This is a genomic window from Corynebacterium sp. LaCa_23 (assembly GCF_058182375.1).
Genome location: NZ_CP190825.1, coordinates 75,479 through 93,745 on the forward strand (window position 1 = coordinate 75,479; position 18,267 = coordinate 93,745).

An 18,267-nucleotide genomic window follows, 5' to 3' on the forward strand; every position below is an offset into this window, starting at 1 on the left:
GCTGCGTAGCATGGGGTGCATGACTGAAAAGAAAGTAGCAGTAGTAACCGGCGCCTCCTCTGGCATTGGGGAGGCCACCGCGCGTTCTTTGGCCAAGGACGGCTGGCACGTCGTCGTGGGCGCGCGCCGTACAGACCGCCTGCAGCAACTTGCCTCTGAGATCGGCGGCGAGGCCTACGAGCTGGACGTTACCTCCGATGTTTCCGTTTCCAAGTTCGTCTCCCACCTCGAGCGTGTAGACCTCTTGGTCAATAACGCCGGCGGTGCCAAGGGTTTGGAGCCGCTTGTCGATACCTCTATCGAGGACTGGCAGTGGATGTACTCGACCAACGTGCTCGGCACCGTGCGCATGATTCAGGCGCTTATGCCCAAGCTTGAGCGGGTGCCGGATCTTTCCGGGCTGATTATTAATGTCGGTTCCATTGCCGGCTGGACCGTCTACGAAGGCGGTTCCGGCTATAACACTGCTAAGCACGGCGTGCGCGTGATCTCTCGCGCGCTGCGGCTAGAAAACCACGATGTGCGAGTCACCGAGATTGATCCTGGCCGCGTGGCCACGGACTTTTCCTTGGTGCGCTTCAAGGGCGATGAAAAGCGCGCGGCCAAGGTGTATGACGGCCAGCTCAACCTCGTGGCAGAAGACATTGCGGAGGCCATCCGCTGGGTGGCCGCCCAACCAGCCCACGTCAACGTGGATACGATGACCATCAAGCCGCGCACGCAAAGCTAAGGCCCCGCAGGCCTCTGCAAAGAGCAGCGGCGGGGCGGGGCCGTAGGCTTTATCGTCCTGCTTGAGCCTTAGTGCAGGCCAAACTGATCCCATGCGGCAGGGGCCAGGTTCTGGTACACGTGCTTGTGCTCCTGGTACTCGGCTAGGCCGGTTGGGCCTAGCTCGCGGCCATTGCCGGACTGCTTGTAGCCGCCCCATTCCGCCTGCGGCAGGTACGGGTGGAAATCATTGATCCAAATGGTGCCGTGGCGCAGGGCACGGGCAACGCGCTCGGCGCGGCCGGCATCGGAGGTGTACACCGCGCCGGCGAGGCCATACTCGGTATCGTTGGCGATTTCGATGGCCTCCTCCTCAGTGGTGAAGGTCTCGATGGTCACGGTCGGGCCGAAGGCCTCGTCGTGGACGCAGTCCATCTCGCGGGTAGCGCCATCGATGATCGTGGGCAGGTAGTACACGCCCTGGCCCAGATCCGTGGTGCCGGTGCCGTGCTGGCCGTTGGTGTCCTCGCTGGTGGCTGCGCGGCCGCCGGTGAGAATCTTGGCACCTTGTTCGCGGGCCTTGTCCACGTAGGCTGCTACCTTCTCGCGGTGGTCTGCCGAAATGAGCGGGCCGGTCTCGGCCTTCTCATCGGTGGGGCCACCGATCTTGATCTTCTCGGCACGCTTGACCAATGCGGCAACGAACTTATCGTGCAGGGACTCTTCCACCACGATGCGCGAGCCGGCGGAGCAGACCTGGCCGGAGTGGAAGAAGGCACCATTAAGCGCGTTATCCACGGCGACGTCGAAGTTGGCATCAGCAAAGATAACGTTCGGGTTCTTGCCTCCGAGCTCTAGCGCCGTGCGCTTGACGGTTTCGGCCGCGTTCTTTGCAATCAGCTTGCCGGTAACGAGGCCGCCGGTGAAGGAGACCATGTCCACGTCGGGGTGCTGGGAGAGCGGATTGCCGCAGTTAGCGCCGGCGCCGGTGATGAGGTTGCCCACGCCATCCGGCAGGCCGCATTCCTTTAGCGCAGCCATGAGCAGCATAGCGGTGTGCGGGGTTAGCTCCGCTTGCTTGAGCACGAAGGTATTGCCGGCAGCAAGGGCCGGGCCCACCTTCCAGGACACCTGCAGCAGCGGGTAGTTCCATGGGGTAATCAGGCCGCAGACGCCCACCGGCTCGGCGTCGATGCGCGAGCGCAGGTTGGGATCTTGCGGATCGACCACGCGGCCGGCTTGGTGCTGGGCCAAGGTGCCGAAGTACTCGAAAGCATTGGCAATATCGTCCATATCGCCCAGGGATTCCTCGTAGCGCTTGCCGGTATCCGCGGATTCGGCTTGAGCAAAAAGTTCCTTGTGCTCACGGATGAAATCCGCCAGGCGGATGACGATCTTGCCACGTTCGGCGGACGGCGTTGCGGCCCACTCGCCTTTATCGAATGTTTCACGTGCAACCTGGATGGCACGCAGGGTATCTGCCTCGGAGGCCTCGGAGACGACGCCGACGGTGGAGCCATCGGCAGGGCAGACAATGGTGCGGGTCTCGCCATCCTGGGCGGCCTCCCACTGGCCGTTGATGAAGAGCGACTTCGGGGCATCACCGGAGTGCACGCCCTGGAGCAGTTCGGTGGTGGTGGGATCGAACAAGGTGTTCTGGGTGCTCAAAGTGCAAGCAACCTTTCTCTAATTGAGGCGGTATCGCCCGCCAGTTTAACTATCTTCGCGCCAGGTGCGTTCCGGCTCGGCGCCATCGGAGACATCGGAATCGCCCGGCTGGCTTTGCTGCATGTAGAGGAATGCCAGGTGGCGCTCGTACAGGTCCAGCACGTTGTTGATGATCTGGTTTTCGGAGTAGCCGTAGACGTCATAGCCCAGCGAACCGGTCATGTCGTAGACCTCAAGGCGGTAGTACTCGCCGTCGCCCTCGCAGAAGTCCGGGCGCTCCGCGGAAACAGGGAAGAGCTGGTAGCGGAATTGGCGTTCGTTGTGCAGCCGGACCTCGAGATCGAGCTGGGGCAATTCGGCATCGGGAAGCTCACTGGTAAGCAAGATGGCGTCATAGCCGCGGGTGCGCATTTGCGTGGCCACCTGCTCGAGGGCGTAGGCGGCAGTTCCCCGCAGGTATTCATCCATGTCCTGCTTGGTGGGGAAGGAGTTGGCGCGGTCCAGGCGGTTTTTCCACAGGTTGGAATCGCTCGGCTCGCGCTCGGTGCGGCTGCTGATGGCGCCGTGCAACGCGGTTTTCCGGGCCTCGCGTTGGACGATTTCCAGGCGCAGCGACTTCCAGAGCGAGAACATGATGAGGTAGACCACGAACGCGAAGGGCAGGCCCATGACCACGGTCGCGGATTGCACGGTGGCAATGCCATCGAGCTGCAGCAATGCCAGGGTGAGCGCGCCGACGGTAATGGACCAGAAGATGCGCAGCCACCGGGCGCCATCCTGCCGGTTATCCGTGATGCGGGAGGTGAAGTTGGACATGACCAGCGCACCGGAGTCCGCCGAGGTGATATACAGCAGCAGGCCGATGAAGGTGGTCAGGAAGATAACGATGGCGGAGCCAGGGAATTCTTGGAGCATGTCATAGAAACCCTGCTCAGGAACGTTGATGGCGTTTTCCGCAAATTCCGGATAGTCGCCGGAGCGCACCATATCCAGGGCGGTATTGCCAAAGAAGGACATCCACATCAGGATGAACAGGAAGGGGAAGGTCAGCGTGCCCAGGATAAACTGGCGCAGCGTGCGGCCGCGGGAAATGCGGGCCAGGAATAGGCCGACGAAGGTTGCCCAGGCAATCCACCATGCCCAGAAGAAGAGGGTCCAGGACTGCATCCAGGTATCCACGCTGGCTTGGTCCTCAGCAAAGGCGAAGGTCTCCAGCGTCCAGGAGGGGAACTTGGAGACGTAGTCACCGATATTGGTGACGATGGCGTCGAAGAGGTAGGCGGTCTTGCCAAAGACCACGACGTAAACCATCAGCGCGATGGCCAGGTACACGTTGAGCTCAGAGAGGAAGCGAATGCCCTTATCCACGCCGGATACGGCCGATAGCGTCGCAATGACCACCGCGACAATGATGAGTGCGGATTGCAGCCCCAGCCCCTGCTCGATGCCAAAGATGAGGTGGAAGCCGTAGGACAGCTGCACCACGCCGATGCCCAAGGACGCGGTAACGCCGAAGACGGTGCCCAGCATGGCGGCAATGTCCACGGCCGAACCAATGGGCCCGTGCACGCGCTTGCCGATGAGCGGGTATAGCGCCGAGCGAATAGCCAGCGGCATATTCAGGCGGTAGGCGAAGTAACCAAAAGCCATGCCCATCAGCGCATAGAGCGCCCAGCCGGTAAGCCCGTAGTGGAACATGGCATAGACCACGGCCTCTTTGGCGGCCTCCATGGTTTCGCCATCGCCCACCGGCGGATCCATGTACATCGTGACCGGCTCGGCCACGGCGAAGAACATGAGATCCACGCCGATGCCGGCGGCAAAGAGCATGGATACCCACGAGAAGGTATTGAATTTGGGCCGGGAGTGGTCCGGTCCCATGCGGATGCTGCCGGTATTGGAAAAGGCGATGTAGAGGACAAAGACCACGGCGATGGTGGCGGTCAGGACGTAGAACCAGCCCAGGTTCGTGCCAATCCATCCGGTCACGCTGGCGAGGGTATTCGCCGCGGACTCCTGCCCGAAGCCCGCGTACAGCGCCATGGCGATGATGAGCACACCGGAAATGATAAAGACCGGCCAATTGGGCTTGGGCGCAGCCACCTCATCGGCGCCGACATCATCGCCGGTTTCGGCCTTGTAGCTGCCGACGATGGCGCGTACTTGGTTGCGCGGTTTACGGCCCTTGTCCCCGGCTGAGCGAGTATCCCCAGCGGAGTGAGCGAGAGAGGTGTCGGAGTCCCCTGTGCGGGACTCCTCATGGTCGTGCGGACCAAGGTTAGCCATCTACTTCTCCTAGTCTTGATCGATTAAGTACCGAATCCTTCGCACGAATGCCCCATAGTCCCCGAAAAAGAGGGGTGAGAGATAGGTTGGTGGCATAAATCATATGCGGGCAATCTATGCGTAAAGACCCCGGATTTCATCTACTTAGATGCATATCCGAACACCGTAAATATACATTAATCTGGGAAAACGTCCACCAGATGTGTATTCTGGGGGCGCTATTGTGCATAAATGAAAGCGAAAAAGCGCAGATTTTTTGCGCAGGATACAATGGATCCGCCCGAAATACGGCGAGAACTACGCGTGAGATGGCTCACAGAAGGAAGGGGATTTATGGGTATTGTGGATAAGTTGACTAAGAAGCGCTCGACAAAGAGGGCGACGGATGAGGTCAGCGATGTGGTCGTCGTCGGCGGTGGCTCTGCCGGCTCCGTCATCGCGGCTCGCCTGACCGAGGACAAAGACACCCGCGTGCTCGTTCTTGAGGCCGGACGCCCGGATTCCCTGTGGGACCTATTCATCCACATGCCTTCCGGTTTCTCTTTCCCCATCGGGGCAAAGAACTATGACTGGATGTATGAATCCGATCCGGAACCGGAGATGAATGGTCGCCGCATCTACCATGCGCGCGGCAAGGTGCTCGGCGGTTCCTCTTCCATCAACGGCATGATCTACCAGCGTGGCAATCCCATGGACTACGAAAAGTGGGGTCAGAACCCGGGCATGGATAACTGGGACTTTGCCCACTGCTTGCCGTATTTCAACCGCATGGAAACCACCGCTGCCGCAGACGACGATGATCCGCGCCGCGGCCACGATGGCCCGCTCTACCTGTCCCGTGGTCCTGCTACCTCGCAGCTGTTCCAGGCGCTATTCAAGTCGGTACAAGAGGCTGGCTATAACCTAACCAATGACGTCAACGGTTACCGCCAGGAAGGTTTTGCCCCCTTCGATCGCAATATCAAGCACGGCAAGCGTTGGTCCGCTGCCCGCGCCTACCTGTACCCCAACCAGGACCGCGACAACCTCGAGGTGCGTACCCGCGCATTTACCACCAAGATCCTCTTTGAAGGCACCAAGGCAGTGGGCGTGGAATACGAGTGGCAGGGTGGCACCCACCGCGTCTTCGCAGACAAGATCGTCTTGTCCGCCGGTGCCATCAATACCCCGCAGCTGCTAGAGGTCTCTGGCGTGGGTGACCGTGAGATCTTGGAAAAGCACGGCATCGACGTCGTCAAGCACCTGCCAGGCGTCGGCGAAAACCTGCAAGACCACCTCGAGGTCTACATTCAGTACGAGACCACCAAGTCCACCGCTTCCTCCCAGCCTTACCTGGATAAGTGGCGTTGGCCGTTTATGGGCCTGCAGTGGTTGCTGACGAAGAAGGGCCCAGTGGCTACCTCGCACTTTGAGGGCGGCGGTTTCGTGCGCTCCAACGAGGATGAGGCCTACCCGAACTTGATGTTCCACTTCCTGCCCATGGCGGTGCGCTATGACGGCCAAAAGGCCGACGTTAAGCACGGCTTCCAGTGGCACGTCGGCCCGATGTTCTCCGATACCAAGGGCCACGTGCACATCAAGAGCTCCGATATCCGGCAAAAGCCCTCCATCCTCTTTAACTACCTGCGCACTGAGCAGGACCGCCGCGAATGGGTAGAAGCCGTCCGCGTCGCCCGCTCCTTGCTGGATACCAAGGCAATGGAGGAAGTTGGCGCCCGCGAGTTCAGCCCGGGCCCAGAGGTCCAGAGCGATGAGGAAATCTTGGAGTGGGTCCGCAATGACGGCGAGACCGCACTGCACCCATCTTGCACCGCCAAGATGGGCGATGAGTCCGATCCCATGGCCGTGGTGAACCCAGAGACCATGGGCGTATGGGGAATCGATGGACTGTATATTGCCGATGCTTCCGTATTCCCCTCGGTTCCCAACGGCAATATCTACTCCCCAACTATGATGGTGGGCGAGAAGGCTGCGGACCTCATTGCCGGCCGCACGCCGCTCGAGCCTAACTACACTCCGTGGTACAAGGCTAAGCAGGATATGCCGCTCTACGCTGAGGGCGAAGCAGTCCGCGATCACAAGCACTCCATCCAGGGCGCTGACCACTAAGCACCCTCCCGCGGGATTGCTCTAGCGCCGCGTTTCCCATTGTGGGGCGCGGCGCTTTTGCTTGCCGACGTCCCCCTTTCCCCACCGCGCACCCCTCCGCCTGGCCAGAACCATGATTTAATCGCCGGGCAAGGAATCGGCCCCAATGGAATGAAGCTGGAATGAAGCGCCAGAGTAAAGGAGGTCAGTGATGCTCAGCATTATCGCTGTAGTCATTAGTATCGTTTTCGCCGTTGCCGTTATTAAGAAGCTCGATGACATCGATACGCACCTGAAGGAGCTGCTCGCCGCGCGCGAAGATGGCGAAACACCGCGTTAATCGTGCGGGTGGCTAAGGAGATGGTGAACGAATTTCGAATTAACCAACTGCAAAAGGCCCATACCGACCGTGAAATGGAATTTTCCTGCGATGTAGCTTGAAGGCTATGGCTTCGTAGACCTAAGTGGTTTCCAAGCAGCAGTTCCAGTACTTCGTACGTGGGGTAGCCAACACCGCCGACTTCAAGGAAGTATCATTCCCGGATACCAGCGAAAAGAGTTAGTCATTTGGCTATTAGAAAGCTTCGCTACGTGTGGTTCGACCCGTACGCAATGTCCGTGAGTGTCTAGCCCTTGAGGGAGAACCTGGTGTCAGTGTCGCTGGCCGCACCTACGCCGCCGTCATGTCCGCCGACACCCTGTTCATCACCATCCCCACAGGGGTGGGTGTGGACATTCACGTGAAGATTCTGGAGAATTTCGCCGCCCACGTCGCCCCCTCGTTGTTGGCAGCCGAACCGTGAAGGACCAGTCATCGCCTATCCCATCGACTAATTCTTGCAGGTCGCAGGACTTTCGCGTGACTGTTAGTTCAGCCCATTTTAAATAGTTCACCGAACACTGTATAGTTCAGCATATGCTGACTATTGCTTCGCGCCTCGACGTCATGAACCGGCTCGGCCGGGCCATGGCTGATCCGACGCGCTCCCGAATCCTGATAACCCTACTAGACGGTCCGAGCTACCCGGCTGTGCTCTCGCAAAGCTTGGATCTGACCCGCTCGAACGTTTCGAACCACCTGTCTTGCCTGCGCGATTGTGGCATTGTCGTAGCTGAGCCGGAGGGCCGCAAGACCCGCTACGAAATCGCCGATCCCCACCTCGCGGCAGCGCTCGAAGCGCTGGTCCACGCGACGCTGGCCGTCGACGAGAATGCCCCCTGTATCGACACTGAGTGCTCGGTGCCCGACTGCGGCGAGAAAGGAAAGAACGCATGAGTTCAGCATGTGGATGCGAACACGAAACCGGCACGGAGATTGACGAGCTCGATCGGCCATGGTGGAAGGACCCTGAGCTACTGCTGCCGATCTTCTCCGGCGTAGCCCTCATAACAGGACTGGCGCTGGACTGGTCCGACTTGGAGACGCCCGCGACGGTACTGTATTGGGTTGGCCTGCTGTTGGGCGCTTACACGTTCGCGCCTGGAGCGATCCGAAACCTTGTCACGAAGCGCAAGCTCGGCATTGGCTTGCTAATGACGATCAGCGCGGTCGGCGCGGTGATCCTCGGATTCGTCGGAGAGGCCGCGGCGCTAGCGTTCCTGTACTCGATCGCCGAGGCACTGGAAGACAAGGCGATGGACCGGGCCCAAGGCGGACTGCGGGCACTGTTGAAGCTGGTACCGCAGACCGCGACGGTGCTGCGCGACGGCACAGCGGCCGAGGTCGCAGCGAAGGACCTCGAGGTTGGCGAGCTAATGCTCGTGCGCCCCGGGGAGCGGATCGCCACGGACGGCATCATTCGGTCCGGGCGCTCCAGCCTTGACACCTCAGCGATCACCGGAGAATCCATTCCGGAGGAGGTTGCGCCCGGCGACGAAGTGCCTGCGGGAGCGATCAACTCCGCCGGGGTGCTGGAGGTCGAGACGACCGCAGCTGGAACGGACAACTCGCTGACCACACTCGTGGACCTAGTCGAGCAAGCGCAGGCGGAAAAGGGCGACCGCGCCCGGATCGCCGACCGGATTGCCCAACCCCTAGTGCCCGGGGTGATGATCCTGGCGGTGCTGGTCGGCGTTATCGGCTCGCTGCTGGGCGACCCTGAGACGTGGATCACCCGTGCGCTGGTAGTCCTGGTCGCAGCGTCGCCGTGCGCGCTGGCAATCTCCGTGCCGCTGACGGTCGTGGCCGCGATCGGCGCGGCCAGCCAGTTCGGAGTGGTTATCAAGTCCGGCGCGGCGTTCGAGCGACTCGGCGGCATCCGTCACCTGGCAGTGGACAAAACCGGAACCCTTACCCGCAATCAGCCTGAGGTTACCGGAGTGGTCCCGGCAGACGGATTCGATCGGCCGCAGGTGCTTTCCTTCGCGGCAGCAGTTGAGCAGCAATCGACACACCCCCTCGCTGCGGCGATCGCGGCAGCGGGGCCCGAAGCGCCCACCGCCTCGGACATCAGCGAGGAAGCTGGGCATGGCATCGGCGGCACCGTCGAAGGCCGACGGGTGCTGGTGGGCAGCCCCCGATGGATCGACGCCGGGCCACTGAAAGCAGACGTTGAGCGCATGGAGTCCGAGGGCCAGACCTGCGTCCTGGTCACCGTCGATGACGCTCTCGCCGGGGCGATCGGGGTCCGTGACGAGTTGCGGCCCGAGGTGCCCGAAGCCGTGCAGGCCCTGCACGCCAACGACGTGGAAGTAAGCATGCTCACCGGCGACAACTCTCGCACCGCCCGGGCGCTGGCTGGAATCGCCGGAATCGACGACGTGCGCGCCGAGCTGCGCCCTGAGGACAAGGCAAGCATCGTCGCCGAATTCTCCTCCAAGACGCCGACGGCGATGATCGGCGACGGCATCAACGACGCGCCGGCACTGGCGGGTGCGACGGTGGGCATAGCGATGGGAGCGACCGGCTCTGACGCCGCGATCGAGTCCGCTGACGTCGCCTTCACCGGCCACGACCTCCGGCTAATCCCGAAGGCGCTGCAGCACGCCCGCCGAGGAAGCAGGATCATCAACCAGAACATCGTGCTGTCTCTGGCCATCATCATCGTGTTGATGCCACTGGCGATCAGCGGCGTGCTGGGCCTGGCCGCCGTCGTGTTGGTTCACGAGGTCGCCGAAGTGATCGTGATCTTGAACGGCCTGCGGGCTGCGCAAGCGAAGCGCTGAGGCTGTGACCGGCAAGTCTCATAAGGGTTAAACCACACGCCGAGCGGACACACCTTGGGCCAGGAACGTCATTCGAGTTCACGGTCCGTCTCCGTGGAATTGGGATCGTACCCGGTGGCCTGTCCGTTCTCGGTGCGTGTGGGCACGGGGGCTGTGGGCGAGCCACCACCCGGCACGTGCCCCAGCCGGTCAAGGGCCCCCGAGCGCTCGGCGTCTCCAGTGCAGATCGTGGAAGGATCGAACTTGCTCAGGGACCAAGCGTCACTGCGAGACTCTTTTCGTCCCGCAACTTGAATAGTTCAGCGGCCTTGATACCACGGACATCTATTCAGAGTGCTGCCGAGTCTCATCGACACAGCCCGCGACTACCTGGGCAGTGTGTTTGACAAAAGACCCCACCCTCATCAGCGTTGCCGAGCCCTCGCCGTTCCAGTTGCCGTAACCGACTAGATGCAGATTCTTCACCGCGGTTTCGCGGCCGCGCATGAGGTGGCGGAATAGACCGAGAGCCGAACGAAAACCAGCGCACCAGATCAGATGGTCGTGCTCACTAAAGCTATCGAAGATGGGGGATGTCCCCGAGGTTCGGGCCGGAATCGCCGCCGAGAATCCGGCGGCGGCCGCGTCGGCGAACGAACAGGCCGCGCTTCAACCTACCCCCCAATAACGCGAAGCGTCATCAACGCCCCGCGTTACACGTTTAATTTGAACTCCACAGAGTGTCGGCGCAGTTTAACGTGTGCGAGATTCATTCTTGGACCCAGCCCAGTCGCTGGCGTTAACCTTGCACAAAACTACGGCGATGGTCCTGGACGGCCTTGCTGACTGAGCACCCGGCACCTCCATCACAGGCGTTCGTGCTCCCCACATCCTTCGCTCAAGCGGACTGCTATCCCGTAAACCGATGTTGTCACCCCTCCAGGACGGTAGCCTTATCAACCCAGCGAGCCAATAGGCTGAAAGCCGCGAGCTGCTCCAACGCGACTTGCTCCTCACCACCGTCGTGTGGAACATGCATCCCGGGATTGCGGATAGCCGCGTACAAGCCCTCTGCAAAGGCGCGGGCGCCCCGATGCAGGTTCTCAAACGTCTTACTGCCATCATTTTCCATAAGCCGAAGGCGCGGCACATTACGCTTCGGATCACGGAGTGAAAACGCCTCGTTGAAAAGTGCTGTTTCAGATACGTCTAGGCGGTTCAGTTTCGCTTGGGTCTCTGCATTGACGCGGATGGCAGCCTGCATCACGGCTTGATGGTAGTGCCCGTGATTCCAGTAACCCTTGCCATTTTCCCACGCCCACGGATGCAGATTGGCTGCATCTAAGTCTGGCGTGTTCTCTCCGAGCTTTTCAGCGAGTTCAGACCGACGTTCAAGCGCTGTCTTGGCTCGGGCCGCTTGACCCCTCAGCCAGCTATACTCCTTGTCCTGGACCGGAAGTCCTTGTCTCCACCCGGGAAGCACTCGGTCAAGGATCATTTCAACGACATGGGCGCGCGCCGCAGCCTCAGTCGGCGATCCACTCATAACGGTTCCAAGGTAGGCGATGCCCGGGCCCATGTCGGGGACTACCTTCGCTGTGACTTGCAGGAACGCGTCTATCTCATTGATCGCCCACTCGGGGTCCAGCTCGGCCATGCCTCCATTATGACGTATGGGGCTGACATGGCCGGAGAGAACTGGTCTGATACCCCCACCAGAAACACCTCGCATTGTTGCAGGCGCGCTGACGCGCGCACATAATGGAAACCATGAGCGACCCCAACTTCACGATCCGCCAGATCACCTTCGACTGCCACGATCCCTCAAAGCTCGCCAAGTTTTGGTCCGCCGCAACCGGCTGCGAAATCGCCGCGGATTACGGCGATTTCGTGATGGTTGATTCCACCCCGGCGCTGGGATTTCAGCGCGTTGAGGAACCGACACCTGGGAAAAACCGCATGCACGTCGACGTTGGCGGGGCGGAGCGCGAAACTTTAATAGAACGCCTCAAAGACCTAGGCGCCACCGAACTCACCACCCACGAAGCGCCGGGATTGGTGTGGACCGTCATGCAGGACCCGGAAGGCAACGAGTTCTGTGTGGGCAGCCCCAAGGCCTAGCTACACATTGCACCTAAATTCAACCATGTGCTCATCGAGTTTTTCAATCAGTCGCCGAACAAAATCAGCCCAATTACGGACTAGACCAAGGTTAAGCGCATCGGGCGTTGAACCTCGATGCACAATTTCACCTCGTATTATGACCAGCTCGGAAACCTGTTTCCGCACCGCCGCGTTGGTTTTCTTCTGCCATTTGATTTCCCGCAGCGGGCAGAAACCGAGGATACTTTTGTACAGGCTTTCGACACCGCCAACGCTAGCTGTGTTGAATCCGTAACGGCCGTCCGAATCTCCTTCGATTCACAATCGAACAAGTTCAAGTACAGCCGATCGCCACGAGTCGCCCACGAACACCCACGGATCACTACTTTGCTCAGCCACCCACGACCGTAACTTTTCCGGCAGCTCATCGGCTTTCTTATTCGTCAAAAGCCATTCAACCGTCTCGATCAGTGATTCTTCGACATAGACCTCCCACGCCGTATAGCAGAGGGATGTACCCGCGCGCAGTAACGGCCCGTAACCTGGCCCCGCGGGCTTTCCCGGCTTAGGGTCCTTCTGTGCGGGATGGTGGTCAAGAAGGGAATTGACATCCTCTAAGAGTTCTTGGGCAGCCTCTAACGCAGTCATATCCCTGACTTCCTTTACTTCTTGTTTCCAGAGGTAGTATTAAATTTAAACTCGACGGAGTGGCGAAAGAAGGCTACCTCACTCAGTTGCAAGCGATTCGAGAAGCCGAAAAGTGTGCCGCAAGGCGTTTCCTGCTCGGAAAGGCAGCCTCCGCAGGCTAGATCGTTCCGCGTCATGAAGAGCTAGCACCGCCGAAGTTCCCCTCAAGTCAGATTCGGACTCATTCTAACAGTCAGTCGCGGGGCGAAAACCAACTCAGCGCGGTCCCGACTGCAACTAAAACTGGTCCTGCCGAAACTAAATACCATCTTCTAACCGCTGGCGAAGCACGACTTCCTCTTCATCGCTGAGCCCAGTGAGTCTTTCCCCCTGATGTTCTTCTTCGAATCGCAGCGCATCCGCCAATGTTTCTTTCAACGGGCGAATCCGCAGGCCAGCTTCGTAGGCTGCGGCGCAATCGAGTAGCGCGATGTTGCGAAACTGTTCACCTGGTACCCACAACGGCAACGATTTTGGGCCCATCCACGGGGTTACATCATTAGCGAGAAGCAGTTCATCAGAGCAAGGTCGTTCCGTAGCCTCCGATGCGGTTAACTCACGCGAAATCTTGAACACATCGGACAAGGAAGTAGCAAACCCCGTAGCGTTAAAGGTTCCGAAAGTCCCAACTTCTGCAGACTCAACTATCCAGCCTGCAAGGTCTTTCACATCAATCATAGCGACGGGAAACGCCGGGTCTGGGACGATCACGTTCTCACCCGTGGGATGCGCGAAGCGCCACGGATAGTAACCACTGCGCCCTGTTTCGTCGCCGTAGCCGGCGATCAGACCGGATCGAACTACCATTACCGACCGATTTGTGCTGCGATAAATCGTTTCGCAAGCAGACTTTGCGGCTGGGTACTGCCCCATGTTCTTCATGTAGTCAATTTCAAGCGGAGCGACTACGGAATCAGACTCAGAAGAAATACTTCCCTGATCCTCATATACGCTGCTCGAGGACACAAATATACGATGCTTGGCCTCGAGTTTCGCCGCCGCATCCCGCGCATGCTTCGGCTGACTCGTCAGATCCACAATGGTGTCCCACGTTTTCCCCGCAACCTCATCGTACGCACCGTCACGGTCACGGTCCGAACTCACAAAGTCAGTTCCGTTGGGAACCTTCCCGTTACCCCGTGCAAGGCAAGTAACTTCATGTCCTCGCTCGACTGCTGCAGTCGCTATGTGTCCTCCAAGGAAACCGGTACCACCGAGCAATAAAAAGTTCATGTCACTAGTTGTGCACGAAACCTTCTCACACGTGAAGTGTCCCAGGTTTTGTTCCGTTTGAGTAGATGGGAAAATCTGGAATATGCCAAGAAAATTTGACCAAGATGCGAAGGACCGTGTGGTCCGTCTTGTAGAGGATCGTATCTTGGCGGAAAATATGTCGATGCAAGCTGCGTGCCAGGCAGTAGCTGCAAAGTTGGGGTTTCATGGCACACGGCTCGTCTATGGACTTAAGTCTGCTCGTCGTGCGGGAAACACCCCAGAACCTGTGCCTGAAGATTTGGCTGCCGAAAATGCCAGGCTACGCCGTGAAAATCACCAGCTTCGAGATACCAATGAGTTGCTGAAGGCTGCGTCAGCTTTTTCGCCTCACGACCAGGCCCCAAGCCTCGGTTATGATCCGGTTCATCGATAAATACCGCAATCATTTCTCTGTCGAGTTCATCTGCACTGGCGTTAAAAGAATAGCCGGGCTGGTGGGTTCATCACCGCGCGTGGTTATCGCCAGTCCAAAGCCCGAGGGCTAAGTGCTCGTCGCCTTCGTGACGGTTGTTCTAGTTGAACGCATTAGTGCTGTTCATCGGGATAATGACGGTGTCTTAAGCGTGCGGAAAATGTGGCATGCACTTCACCGTGACGGAATCGATATCGGTCGCGAACAAACCGCCCGGCTGATGCGCCTGGCTGGTGTTTCTGGCAAAGGCAAAGGCGGATCACCAATCACAACCCGTACACCTCAACGTGCCGGATCTGCGCCCGGATTTGGTCGAGCGTGAGTTCAAAGCCCAGGGCCTTAAACAAGCTGTGGGTGGCCGACATTACCTACGTGCGTACGAAGAAAGGCTTTGTGTACACCGCGTTTGTCACTGACGTTTACTCCCGACGGATCGTCGGATGGGCATTATCGGACTCGATGCGCACTTCAGGCATTACCGCTGCAAGCACTCAACCAAGCGACCCAAGTGTGCGAGGGAAACAACAGGTCTTATTCACCATTCGGATCACGGCTTATAGTACGTCAGCGTTGTCTACAACCAGCGACTTGCCCAGCACGGGATTGTCGCTTCTACTGGGACTGTCGGTGACTCCTACGACAATGCTCTAGCTGAAAACGTAACGGCTCTTACAAGAACGAGCTCATCCATACTCGCAGGTGGAATGACGTTGTCGAGGTAGAAATCGCGACATTCGAGTGGGTGTCATGGTGGAACGAGGTAAGGTTCCACCAAAGCCTGGGATATCGAACCCCGGCCGAGGCGGAAACCGAATTGTGGAAGAAAAACCCGCAACAGGGAATAATAGAAATCAAGGAACATGCCTAGGAACAAAACTCGGGACACTTCACTACTATTATTTACAGACTGAAACCTCTATCTGGTACAAGGATCTAGTTCATGACCATTTCCTCACTTCTTACCCTGATGGGGATTTGGCTCGCGGCTTTGGTGTCTCCGGGCCCGGATATCGTGCAGGTCATCCGCGTGGCCCCACGATTCACGCGCGCCGGGCTATTGTGCGCGGTGGGGGTATTTAGCGGAACGGTCTTTTGGATTGTCGCCTCCCTGGCAGGTTTATCGGCGTTGATTACGGCGCGGCCGGGCGTGCTGAGCATCTTGCAATTGCTCGGTGGTCTTTTCTTGCTGTACATGGGCGTATTGTCCCTGCGCAGCGGGTTAGCCGCGCGGCGCGCACCCGCGCGCGAGGTGGACACGGAAGACTACGCGGAGCAGGCGCGGGCGGCTGGCGATGCCGACGTCGAAGACATGACCAACTGGCGGGCCTTCAAGCTGGGGCTGGTGACTAACCTGTCGAACCCCAAGGCATTGGTATTTTTCGGGGCGGTATTCGCCCAATTCATCCGCCCGGAAATGTCTGTGGGGTGGACCATCGCCGTGGCGTTGATTCTTGCTGCCATGTCCTTCGTGTGGTTTTCTTCCTTCGCGCTGCTCGTGCGCGCGGCCGCGCGGTGGACGGCGCGGTATTCCGCCGGCATCGATATGGTCTCAGGCCTCGTCTTTGGGCTGCTTGGTGTGGTGATGGCCGGGGAAGGCGCCACCGCGCTGCTGAAGTCACAGTAGTTACCTGTTTCGCTGCAGGTGAGACACTTCCTACAGTTGTTTGCGTTAGTAAAAATGCATATGAATGTGGAGGTGTTAGGTGGCTATAGGTGCCCTTGTGACCCTGATGGGCGTATGGTTCGCGGCCATGGCTTCGCCGGGGCCGGATGTAGTGCAGATTATCCGCCTGGGTGCGCGGTCCACCCGCGCGGCGGTGTGGGTGGCCATTGGCAGCACGACGGGCCTTGCCCTGTGGACCATCGCTTCGCTCGCCGGGCTTTCGGCATTGATCTCTACGCATGAGGGCATCTTGGTGCTCCTGCAGGTCTTGGGCGGCAGCTATCTGCTGTGGATGGCCTATAGCGCGATTTCCTCCGGCCTGCGCGAGCGGCGCGCACCCGCCACCGTCGTAGGCACGGAGAAGCAGGCACCGCAGCCGCGCGGGTTTACCCCGGACGGCATCATCAAGGCGAAGACCGCCTACCGCATGGGGTTGGTCTGCGATCTTTCCAATCCCAAGGTGGTCATCTTCTTTGGCGCCATCTTTGCCAATTTCATCGACCCAGGCATGGGCGTGGGCGGAAACGTCGTCGTCGCCGCGGTGCTGATACTGGAAAGCTTGGTGCTCTTCGTCGGCGTCGGTTTGAGCACGCGCGCGGTATCGAAGTGGATGGCCAAGAACTCGGCGTGGGTGGACATCGTCAGTGGCATCGTCTTTCTGCTCCTCGGCGTGATTATCCTCTTTGAAGGCATTCGCGGGCTCATTGCGATGTAACCTGAAGTTATGATTTTTACTACCACGAATACCGTCGACGGCTATGAAATCACCAAATACCTGCGCATCATCGCTGGTGAGACCGTTACCGGGATCAATATGCTGAAAGACTTCGGGGCATCGATACGCAATATCACCGGCGGCCGCGCCTCTGGCTATGAAAGCGAGGCCATCAAGGCCCGCGAGGCGGCGCTGGATGAATTGTGGCGCCGCGGCCAGGAATTGGGCGCCGATGGCGTGGTGGGCATTGTCTTCGACTATTCCCCAATGGGCACCAATAATGACATGCTTTTGGTCACTGCCACGGGCACGGCGGTCTCGCTGCGCGCGCGTGACTAAGTTTCTCCACCCCCACCCATAGCCGCGCGGGAACGGCCTCTGGGTAAGCTGGGCGGCATGCTTGAGGTTGCAATTTCTGGCGAGTCCATCAAATTGGGCCAGTTTATTAAACTGGCCAGCTTGGTCGGCACCGGTGGTGAAGCCAAGGAACTTATCGCAGAAGGCGCGGTCACGGTCAACGGTGACACCGAAACCCGCCGCGGCGCCACGCTGCAGATTGGCGATGAGGTGTGCATCGAAGGCACCTGCGCGCGCGTGGGTGAGCCCGACGATGATGATGACTATTTTGATGAAGCCACCGCAGACGATGACTTTGATCCGGAAAAGTGGAGGAATCTATAAATGCCCGCATTTGAAGCCGAAGTAGGCATGCCCTACTGGATCGATCTGACCACCTCGGATCCGCGCAAGTCCGCCCACTTTTATGAGCAGGTCTTGGGCTGGGAAATCTCGGCCGAGTCCCAGGAGGACAACCCCTACCAGATGGCGCGCCTGCAGGGCCTGCCCATCGCCGGCCTCATCCCGCAGCCGGACGAGGCGCCTATGCCGGATACCTGGGTGACCTATTTCCTCTCCAAGGACATCGACGGCGATTGCCAGCGCACGGAGAACCTCGGCGGGCGCATCTTGGCCGCGCCCCAGCCTGTGCAGCTAGGGCACATGGCCTTGCTTGCCGATGCCGCCGGTGGCATGTTCGGCCTCATCCAGCCCTCCGGCCCGGAGCACTTCGTTGCCGGTGGCGAACCCGGCACCCCGGTATGGCACGAGCTGACCGCCACAACGCGATTCCAGCAGGCCATGGACTTTTATGGCGAGCTATTTAACTGGGAGATTCGCGCCATGGAGTCCGAGGACGAGAATTTCATTTACGCCACCGCGGAAGAAGACGGTGCCCCGTTCGCGGGCCTGTGGAATGCCGAAGGCCAGTTCCCGCCCCAGGTGCCGAGCTTCTGGCAGACCTACCTAGGGGTGCGCAATATCGATACCGCCGCCGAGAAAGCGGTAGAGCTCGGCGGTGAAATCATCCGTGAACCATGGGATTCCCCCTTCGGGCGCATGTGCTTGCTCGCGGATTCCACTGGGGCGACCATCACCCTGACTGAGGTTGAAGACGCCCCCGAGGATGAGCCCACCGAATCCGATGACGTGCTCAACCCCACCAGGGACTAAGCGCGGGGA

At 59.5% G+C, this 18,267-nt stretch carries 22 protein-coding genes; 16 read left to right on the forward strand and 6 right to left on the reverse strand.

Annotated elements, in window-relative coordinates:
* The first annotated feature begins 10 nt into the window (after positions 1-10).
* Positions 11-730 (forward strand): SDR family oxidoreductase, encoded by a 720-nt coding sequence (locus ACP8IT_RS00375; RefSeq protein WP_490290168.1) that lies wholly within the window; start codon positions 11-13, stop codon positions 728-730.
* A gap of 68 nt (positions 731-798) precedes the next feature.
* Here the strand turns inward: ACP8IT_RS00375 and ACP8IT_RS00380 are convergent, their stop codons facing one another.
* Entirely contained in the window at positions 799-2,376 is a 1,578-nt protein-coding gene (locus tag ACP8IT_RS00380) for an aldehyde dehydrogenase family protein (RefSeq protein ID WP_490290169.1), read from the reverse strand.
* 45 nt (positions 2,377-2,421) lie between these two features.
* Positions 2,422-4,662 (reverse strand): choline BCCT transporter BetT, encoded by a 2,241-nt coding sequence (gene betT / locus ACP8IT_RS00385; RefSeq protein WP_490290170.1) that lies wholly within the window; start codon positions 4,660-4,662, stop codon positions 2,422-2,424.
* A gap of 333 nt (positions 4,663-4,995) precedes the next feature.
* On the opposite strand from betT, the gene betA reads away from it, so the two are divergent.
* The 5 genes from betA (at position 4,996) to ACP8IT_RS00410 (ending at position 9,915) form a co-directional block, all read left to right on the forward strand.
* Positions 4,996-6,771, forward strand: a complete 1,776-nt coding sequence (gene betA / locus ACP8IT_RS00390) for a choline dehydrogenase (protein WP_490290171.1) — start codon at positions 4,996-4,998, stop codon at positions 6,769-6,771.
* Positions 6,772-6,961: 190 nt separating this feature from the next.
* Complete coding sequence (locus ACP8IT_RS00395; protein WP_005280591.1) at positions 6,962-7,090, forward strand: hypothetical protein; 129 nt, start codon at positions 6,962-6,964, stop codon at positions 7,088-7,090.
* A 253-nt stretch (positions 7,091-7,343) separates the two neighbouring features.
* The gene (locus ACP8IT_RS00400; RefSeq protein ID WP_023028085.1) at positions 7,344-7,553 is read left to right on the forward strand and encodes a hypothetical protein; all 210 of its coding nucleotides are present in this window, start codon (positions 7,344-7,346) and stop codon (positions 7,551-7,553) included.
* A 113-nt stretch (positions 7,554-7,666) separates the two neighbouring features.
* Positions 7,667-8,026, forward strand: coding sequence for a Cd(II)/Pb(II)-sensing metalloregulatory transcriptional regulator CmtR (gene cmtR / locus ACP8IT_RS00405; RefSeq protein WP_023028086.1), 360 nt, complete (start codon positions 7,667-7,669; stop codon positions 8,024-8,026).
* Entirely contained in the window at positions 8,023-9,915 is a 1,893-nt protein-coding gene (locus tag ACP8IT_RS00410) for a heavy metal translocating P-type ATPase (protein ID WP_284631227.1), read from the forward strand. The genes cmtR and ACP8IT_RS00410 overlap by 4 nt, the downstream gene beginning before the upstream one ends.
* Before the next feature lie 910 nt (positions 9,916-10,825).
* Here the strand turns inward: ACP8IT_RS00410 and ACP8IT_RS00415 are convergent.
* Positions 10,826-11,551, reverse strand: a complete 726-nt coding sequence (locus ACP8IT_RS00415) for a TIGR02391 family protein (RefSeq protein WP_023016479.1) — start codon at positions 11,549-11,551, stop codon at positions 10,826-10,828.
* A 113-nt stretch (positions 11,552-11,664) separates the two neighbouring features.
* Here ACP8IT_RS00415 and ACP8IT_RS00420 point away from each other — a divergent pair, with 113 nt between their 5' ends.
* Complete coding sequence (locus tag ACP8IT_RS00420) at positions 11,665-12,015, forward strand: VOC family protein (RefSeq protein WP_023016480.1); 351 nt, start codon at positions 11,665-11,667, stop codon at positions 12,013-12,015.
* Here ACP8IT_RS00420 and ACP8IT_RS00425 read toward each other — a convergent pair whose 3' ends face one another.
* From ACP8IT_RS00425 to ACP8IT_RS00435, 3 genes are all read right to left on the reverse strand, one after another.
* The gene (locus ACP8IT_RS00425) at positions 12,016-12,315 is read right to left on the reverse strand and encodes a HEPN domain-containing protein (RefSeq protein WP_490290614.1); all 300 of its coding nucleotides are present in this window, start codon (positions 12,313-12,315) and stop codon (positions 12,016-12,018) included. It lies immediately after the preceding gene.
* Positions 12,316-12,645: a hypothetical protein gene (locus ACP8IT_RS00430; protein ID WP_023016482.1), complete on the reverse strand. Its 330-nt coding sequence runs from the start codon at positions 12,643-12,645 to the stop codon at positions 12,316-12,318.
* A gap of 297 nt (positions 12,646-12,942) precedes the next feature.
* Complete coding sequence (locus ACP8IT_RS00435) at positions 12,943-13,917, reverse strand: NAD-dependent epimerase/dehydratase family protein (RefSeq protein WP_034653306.1); 975 nt, start codon at positions 13,915-13,917, stop codon at positions 12,943-12,945.
* Positions 13,918-13,999: 82 nt separating this feature from the next.
* Between ACP8IT_RS00435 and ACP8IT_RS00440 the strand changes: the two genes are divergently transcribed.
* From ACP8IT_RS00440 to ACP8IT_RS00480, 9 genes are all read left to right on the forward strand, one after another.
* Positions 14,000-14,332 carry a transposase gene (locus tag ACP8IT_RS00440; RefSeq protein ID WP_481971813.1) on the forward strand — a complete coding sequence of 111 codons (333 nt, stop codon included), beginning with the start codon at positions 14,000-14,002 and terminating at the stop codon, positions 14,330-14,332.
* A gap of 199 nt (positions 14,333-14,531) precedes the next feature.
* Positions 14,532-14,693, forward strand: a complete 162-nt coding sequence (locus ACP8IT_RS00445) for a hypothetical protein (RefSeq protein ID WP_284637196.1) — start codon at positions 14,532-14,534, stop codon at positions 14,691-14,693.
* Between the two features lie 71 nt (positions 14,694-14,764).
* Entirely contained in the window at positions 14,765-15,022 is a 258-nt protein-coding gene (locus ACP8IT_RS00450) for a hypothetical protein (protein WP_284643540.1), read from the forward strand.
* Between the two features lie 34 nt (positions 15,023-15,056).
* Complete coding sequence (locus ACP8IT_RS00455; protein ID WP_490290615.1) at positions 15,057-15,239, forward strand: integrase core domain-containing protein; 183 nt, start codon at positions 15,057-15,059, stop codon at positions 15,237-15,239.
* Positions 15,240-15,311: 72 nt separating this feature from the next.
* On the forward strand, positions 15,312-15,995 hold the full coding sequence (locus ACP8IT_RS00460) for a LysE family translocator (RefSeq protein WP_023016486.1): 684 nt from the start codon (positions 15,312-15,314) through the stop codon (positions 15,993-15,995).
* Between the two features lie 106 nt (positions 15,996-16,101).
* Positions 16,102-16,749 carry a LysE family translocator gene (locus ACP8IT_RS00465; RefSeq protein WP_232218889.1) on the forward strand — a complete coding sequence of 216 codons (648 nt, stop codon included), beginning with the start codon at positions 16,102-16,104 and terminating at the stop codon, positions 16,747-16,749.
* Positions 16,750-16,758: 9 nt separating this feature from the next.
* Complete coding sequence (locus ACP8IT_RS00470) at positions 16,759-17,088, forward strand: YbjQ family protein (protein WP_490290172.1); 330 nt, start codon at positions 16,759-16,761, stop codon at positions 17,086-17,088.
* Positions 17,089-17,145: 57 nt separating this feature from the next.
* A complete protein-coding gene (locus tag ACP8IT_RS00475; protein WP_023016489.1) occupies positions 17,146-17,430 on the forward strand; it encodes an RNA-binding S4 domain-containing protein in 285 nt (94 codons plus the stop codon).
* Positions 17,431-18,258, forward strand: a complete 828-nt coding sequence (locus ACP8IT_RS00480; RefSeq protein ID WP_490290173.1) for a VOC family protein — start codon at positions 17,431-17,433, stop codon at positions 18,256-18,258.
* Positions 18,259-18,267 lie beyond the last annotated feature (9 nt).

What these genes read in the sequence shown, in the direction of transcription:
- ACP8IT_RS00410 (WP_284631227.1), top strand. Translation starts at nt 8,023, where the DNA reads ATGAGTTCAGCATGTGGATGCGAACACGAAACCGGCACGGAGATTGAC.
- ACP8IT_RS00460 (WP_023016486.1), top strand. Translation starts at nt 15,312, where the DNA reads ATGACCATTTCCTCACTTCTTACCCTGATGGGGATTTGGCTCGCGGCT.
- ACP8IT_RS00470 (WP_490290172.1), top strand. Translation starts at nt 16,759, where the DNA reads ATGATTTTTACTACCACGAATACCGTCGACGGCTATGAAATCACCAAA.
- ACP8IT_RS00415 (WP_023016479.1), bottom strand. Translation starts at nt 11,551, where the DNA reads ATGGCCGAGCTGGACCCCGAGTGGGCGATCAATGAGATAGACGCGTTC.
- ACP8IT_RS00420 (WP_023016480.1), top strand. Translation starts at nt 11,665, where the DNA reads ATGAGCGACCCCAACTTCACGATCCGCCAGATCACCTTCGACTGCCAC.
- betT (WP_490290170.1), bottom strand. Translation starts at nt 4,662, where the DNA reads ATGGCTAACCTTGGTCCGCACGACCATGAGGAGTCCCGCACAGGGGAC.
- ACP8IT_RS00445 (WP_284637196.1), top strand. Translation starts at nt 14,532, where the DNA reads ATGTGGCATGCACTTCACCGTGACGGAATCGATATCGGTCGCGAACAA.
- ACP8IT_RS00475 (WP_023016489.1), top strand. Translation starts at nt 17,146, where the DNA reads ATGCTTGAGGTTGCAATTTCTGGCGAGTCCATCAAATTGGGCCAGTTT.
- cmtR (WP_023028086.1), top strand. Translation starts at nt 7,667, where the DNA reads ATGCTGACTATTGCTTCGCGCCTCGACGTCATGAACCGGCTCGGCCGG.
- ACP8IT_RS00430 (WP_023016482.1), bottom strand. Translation starts at nt 12,645, where the DNA reads ATGACTGCGTTAGAGGCTGCCCAAGAACTCTTAGAGGATGTCAATTCC.
- ACP8IT_RS00480 (WP_490290173.1), top strand. Translation starts at nt 17,431, where the DNA reads ATGCCCGCATTTGAAGCCGAAGTAGGCATGCCCTACTGGATCGATCTG.
- ACP8IT_RS00440 (WP_481971813.1), top strand. Translation starts at nt 14,000, where the DNA reads ATGCCAAGAAAATTTGACCAAGATGCGAAGGACCGTGTGGTCCGTCTT.
- ACP8IT_RS00395 (WP_005280591.1), top strand. Translation starts at nt 6,962, where the DNA reads ATGCTCAGCATTATCGCTGTAGTCATTAGTATCGTTTTCGCCGTTGCC.
- ACP8IT_RS00375 (WP_490290168.1), top strand. Translation starts at nt 11, where the DNA reads ATGGGGTGCATGACTGAAAAGAAAGTAGCAGTAGTAACCGGCGCCTCC.
- ACP8IT_RS00465 (WP_232218889.1), top strand. Translation starts at nt 16,102, where the DNA reads ATGGGCGTATGGTTCGCGGCCATGGCTTCGCCGGGGCCGGATGTAGTG.
- betA (WP_490290171.1), top strand. Translation starts at nt 4,996, where the DNA reads ATGGGTATTGTGGATAAGTTGACTAAGAAGCGCTCGACAAAGAGGGCG.
- ACP8IT_RS00435 (WP_034653306.1), bottom strand. Translation starts at nt 13,917, where the DNA reads ATGAACTTTTTATTGCTCGGTGGTACCGGTTTCCTTGGAGGACACATA.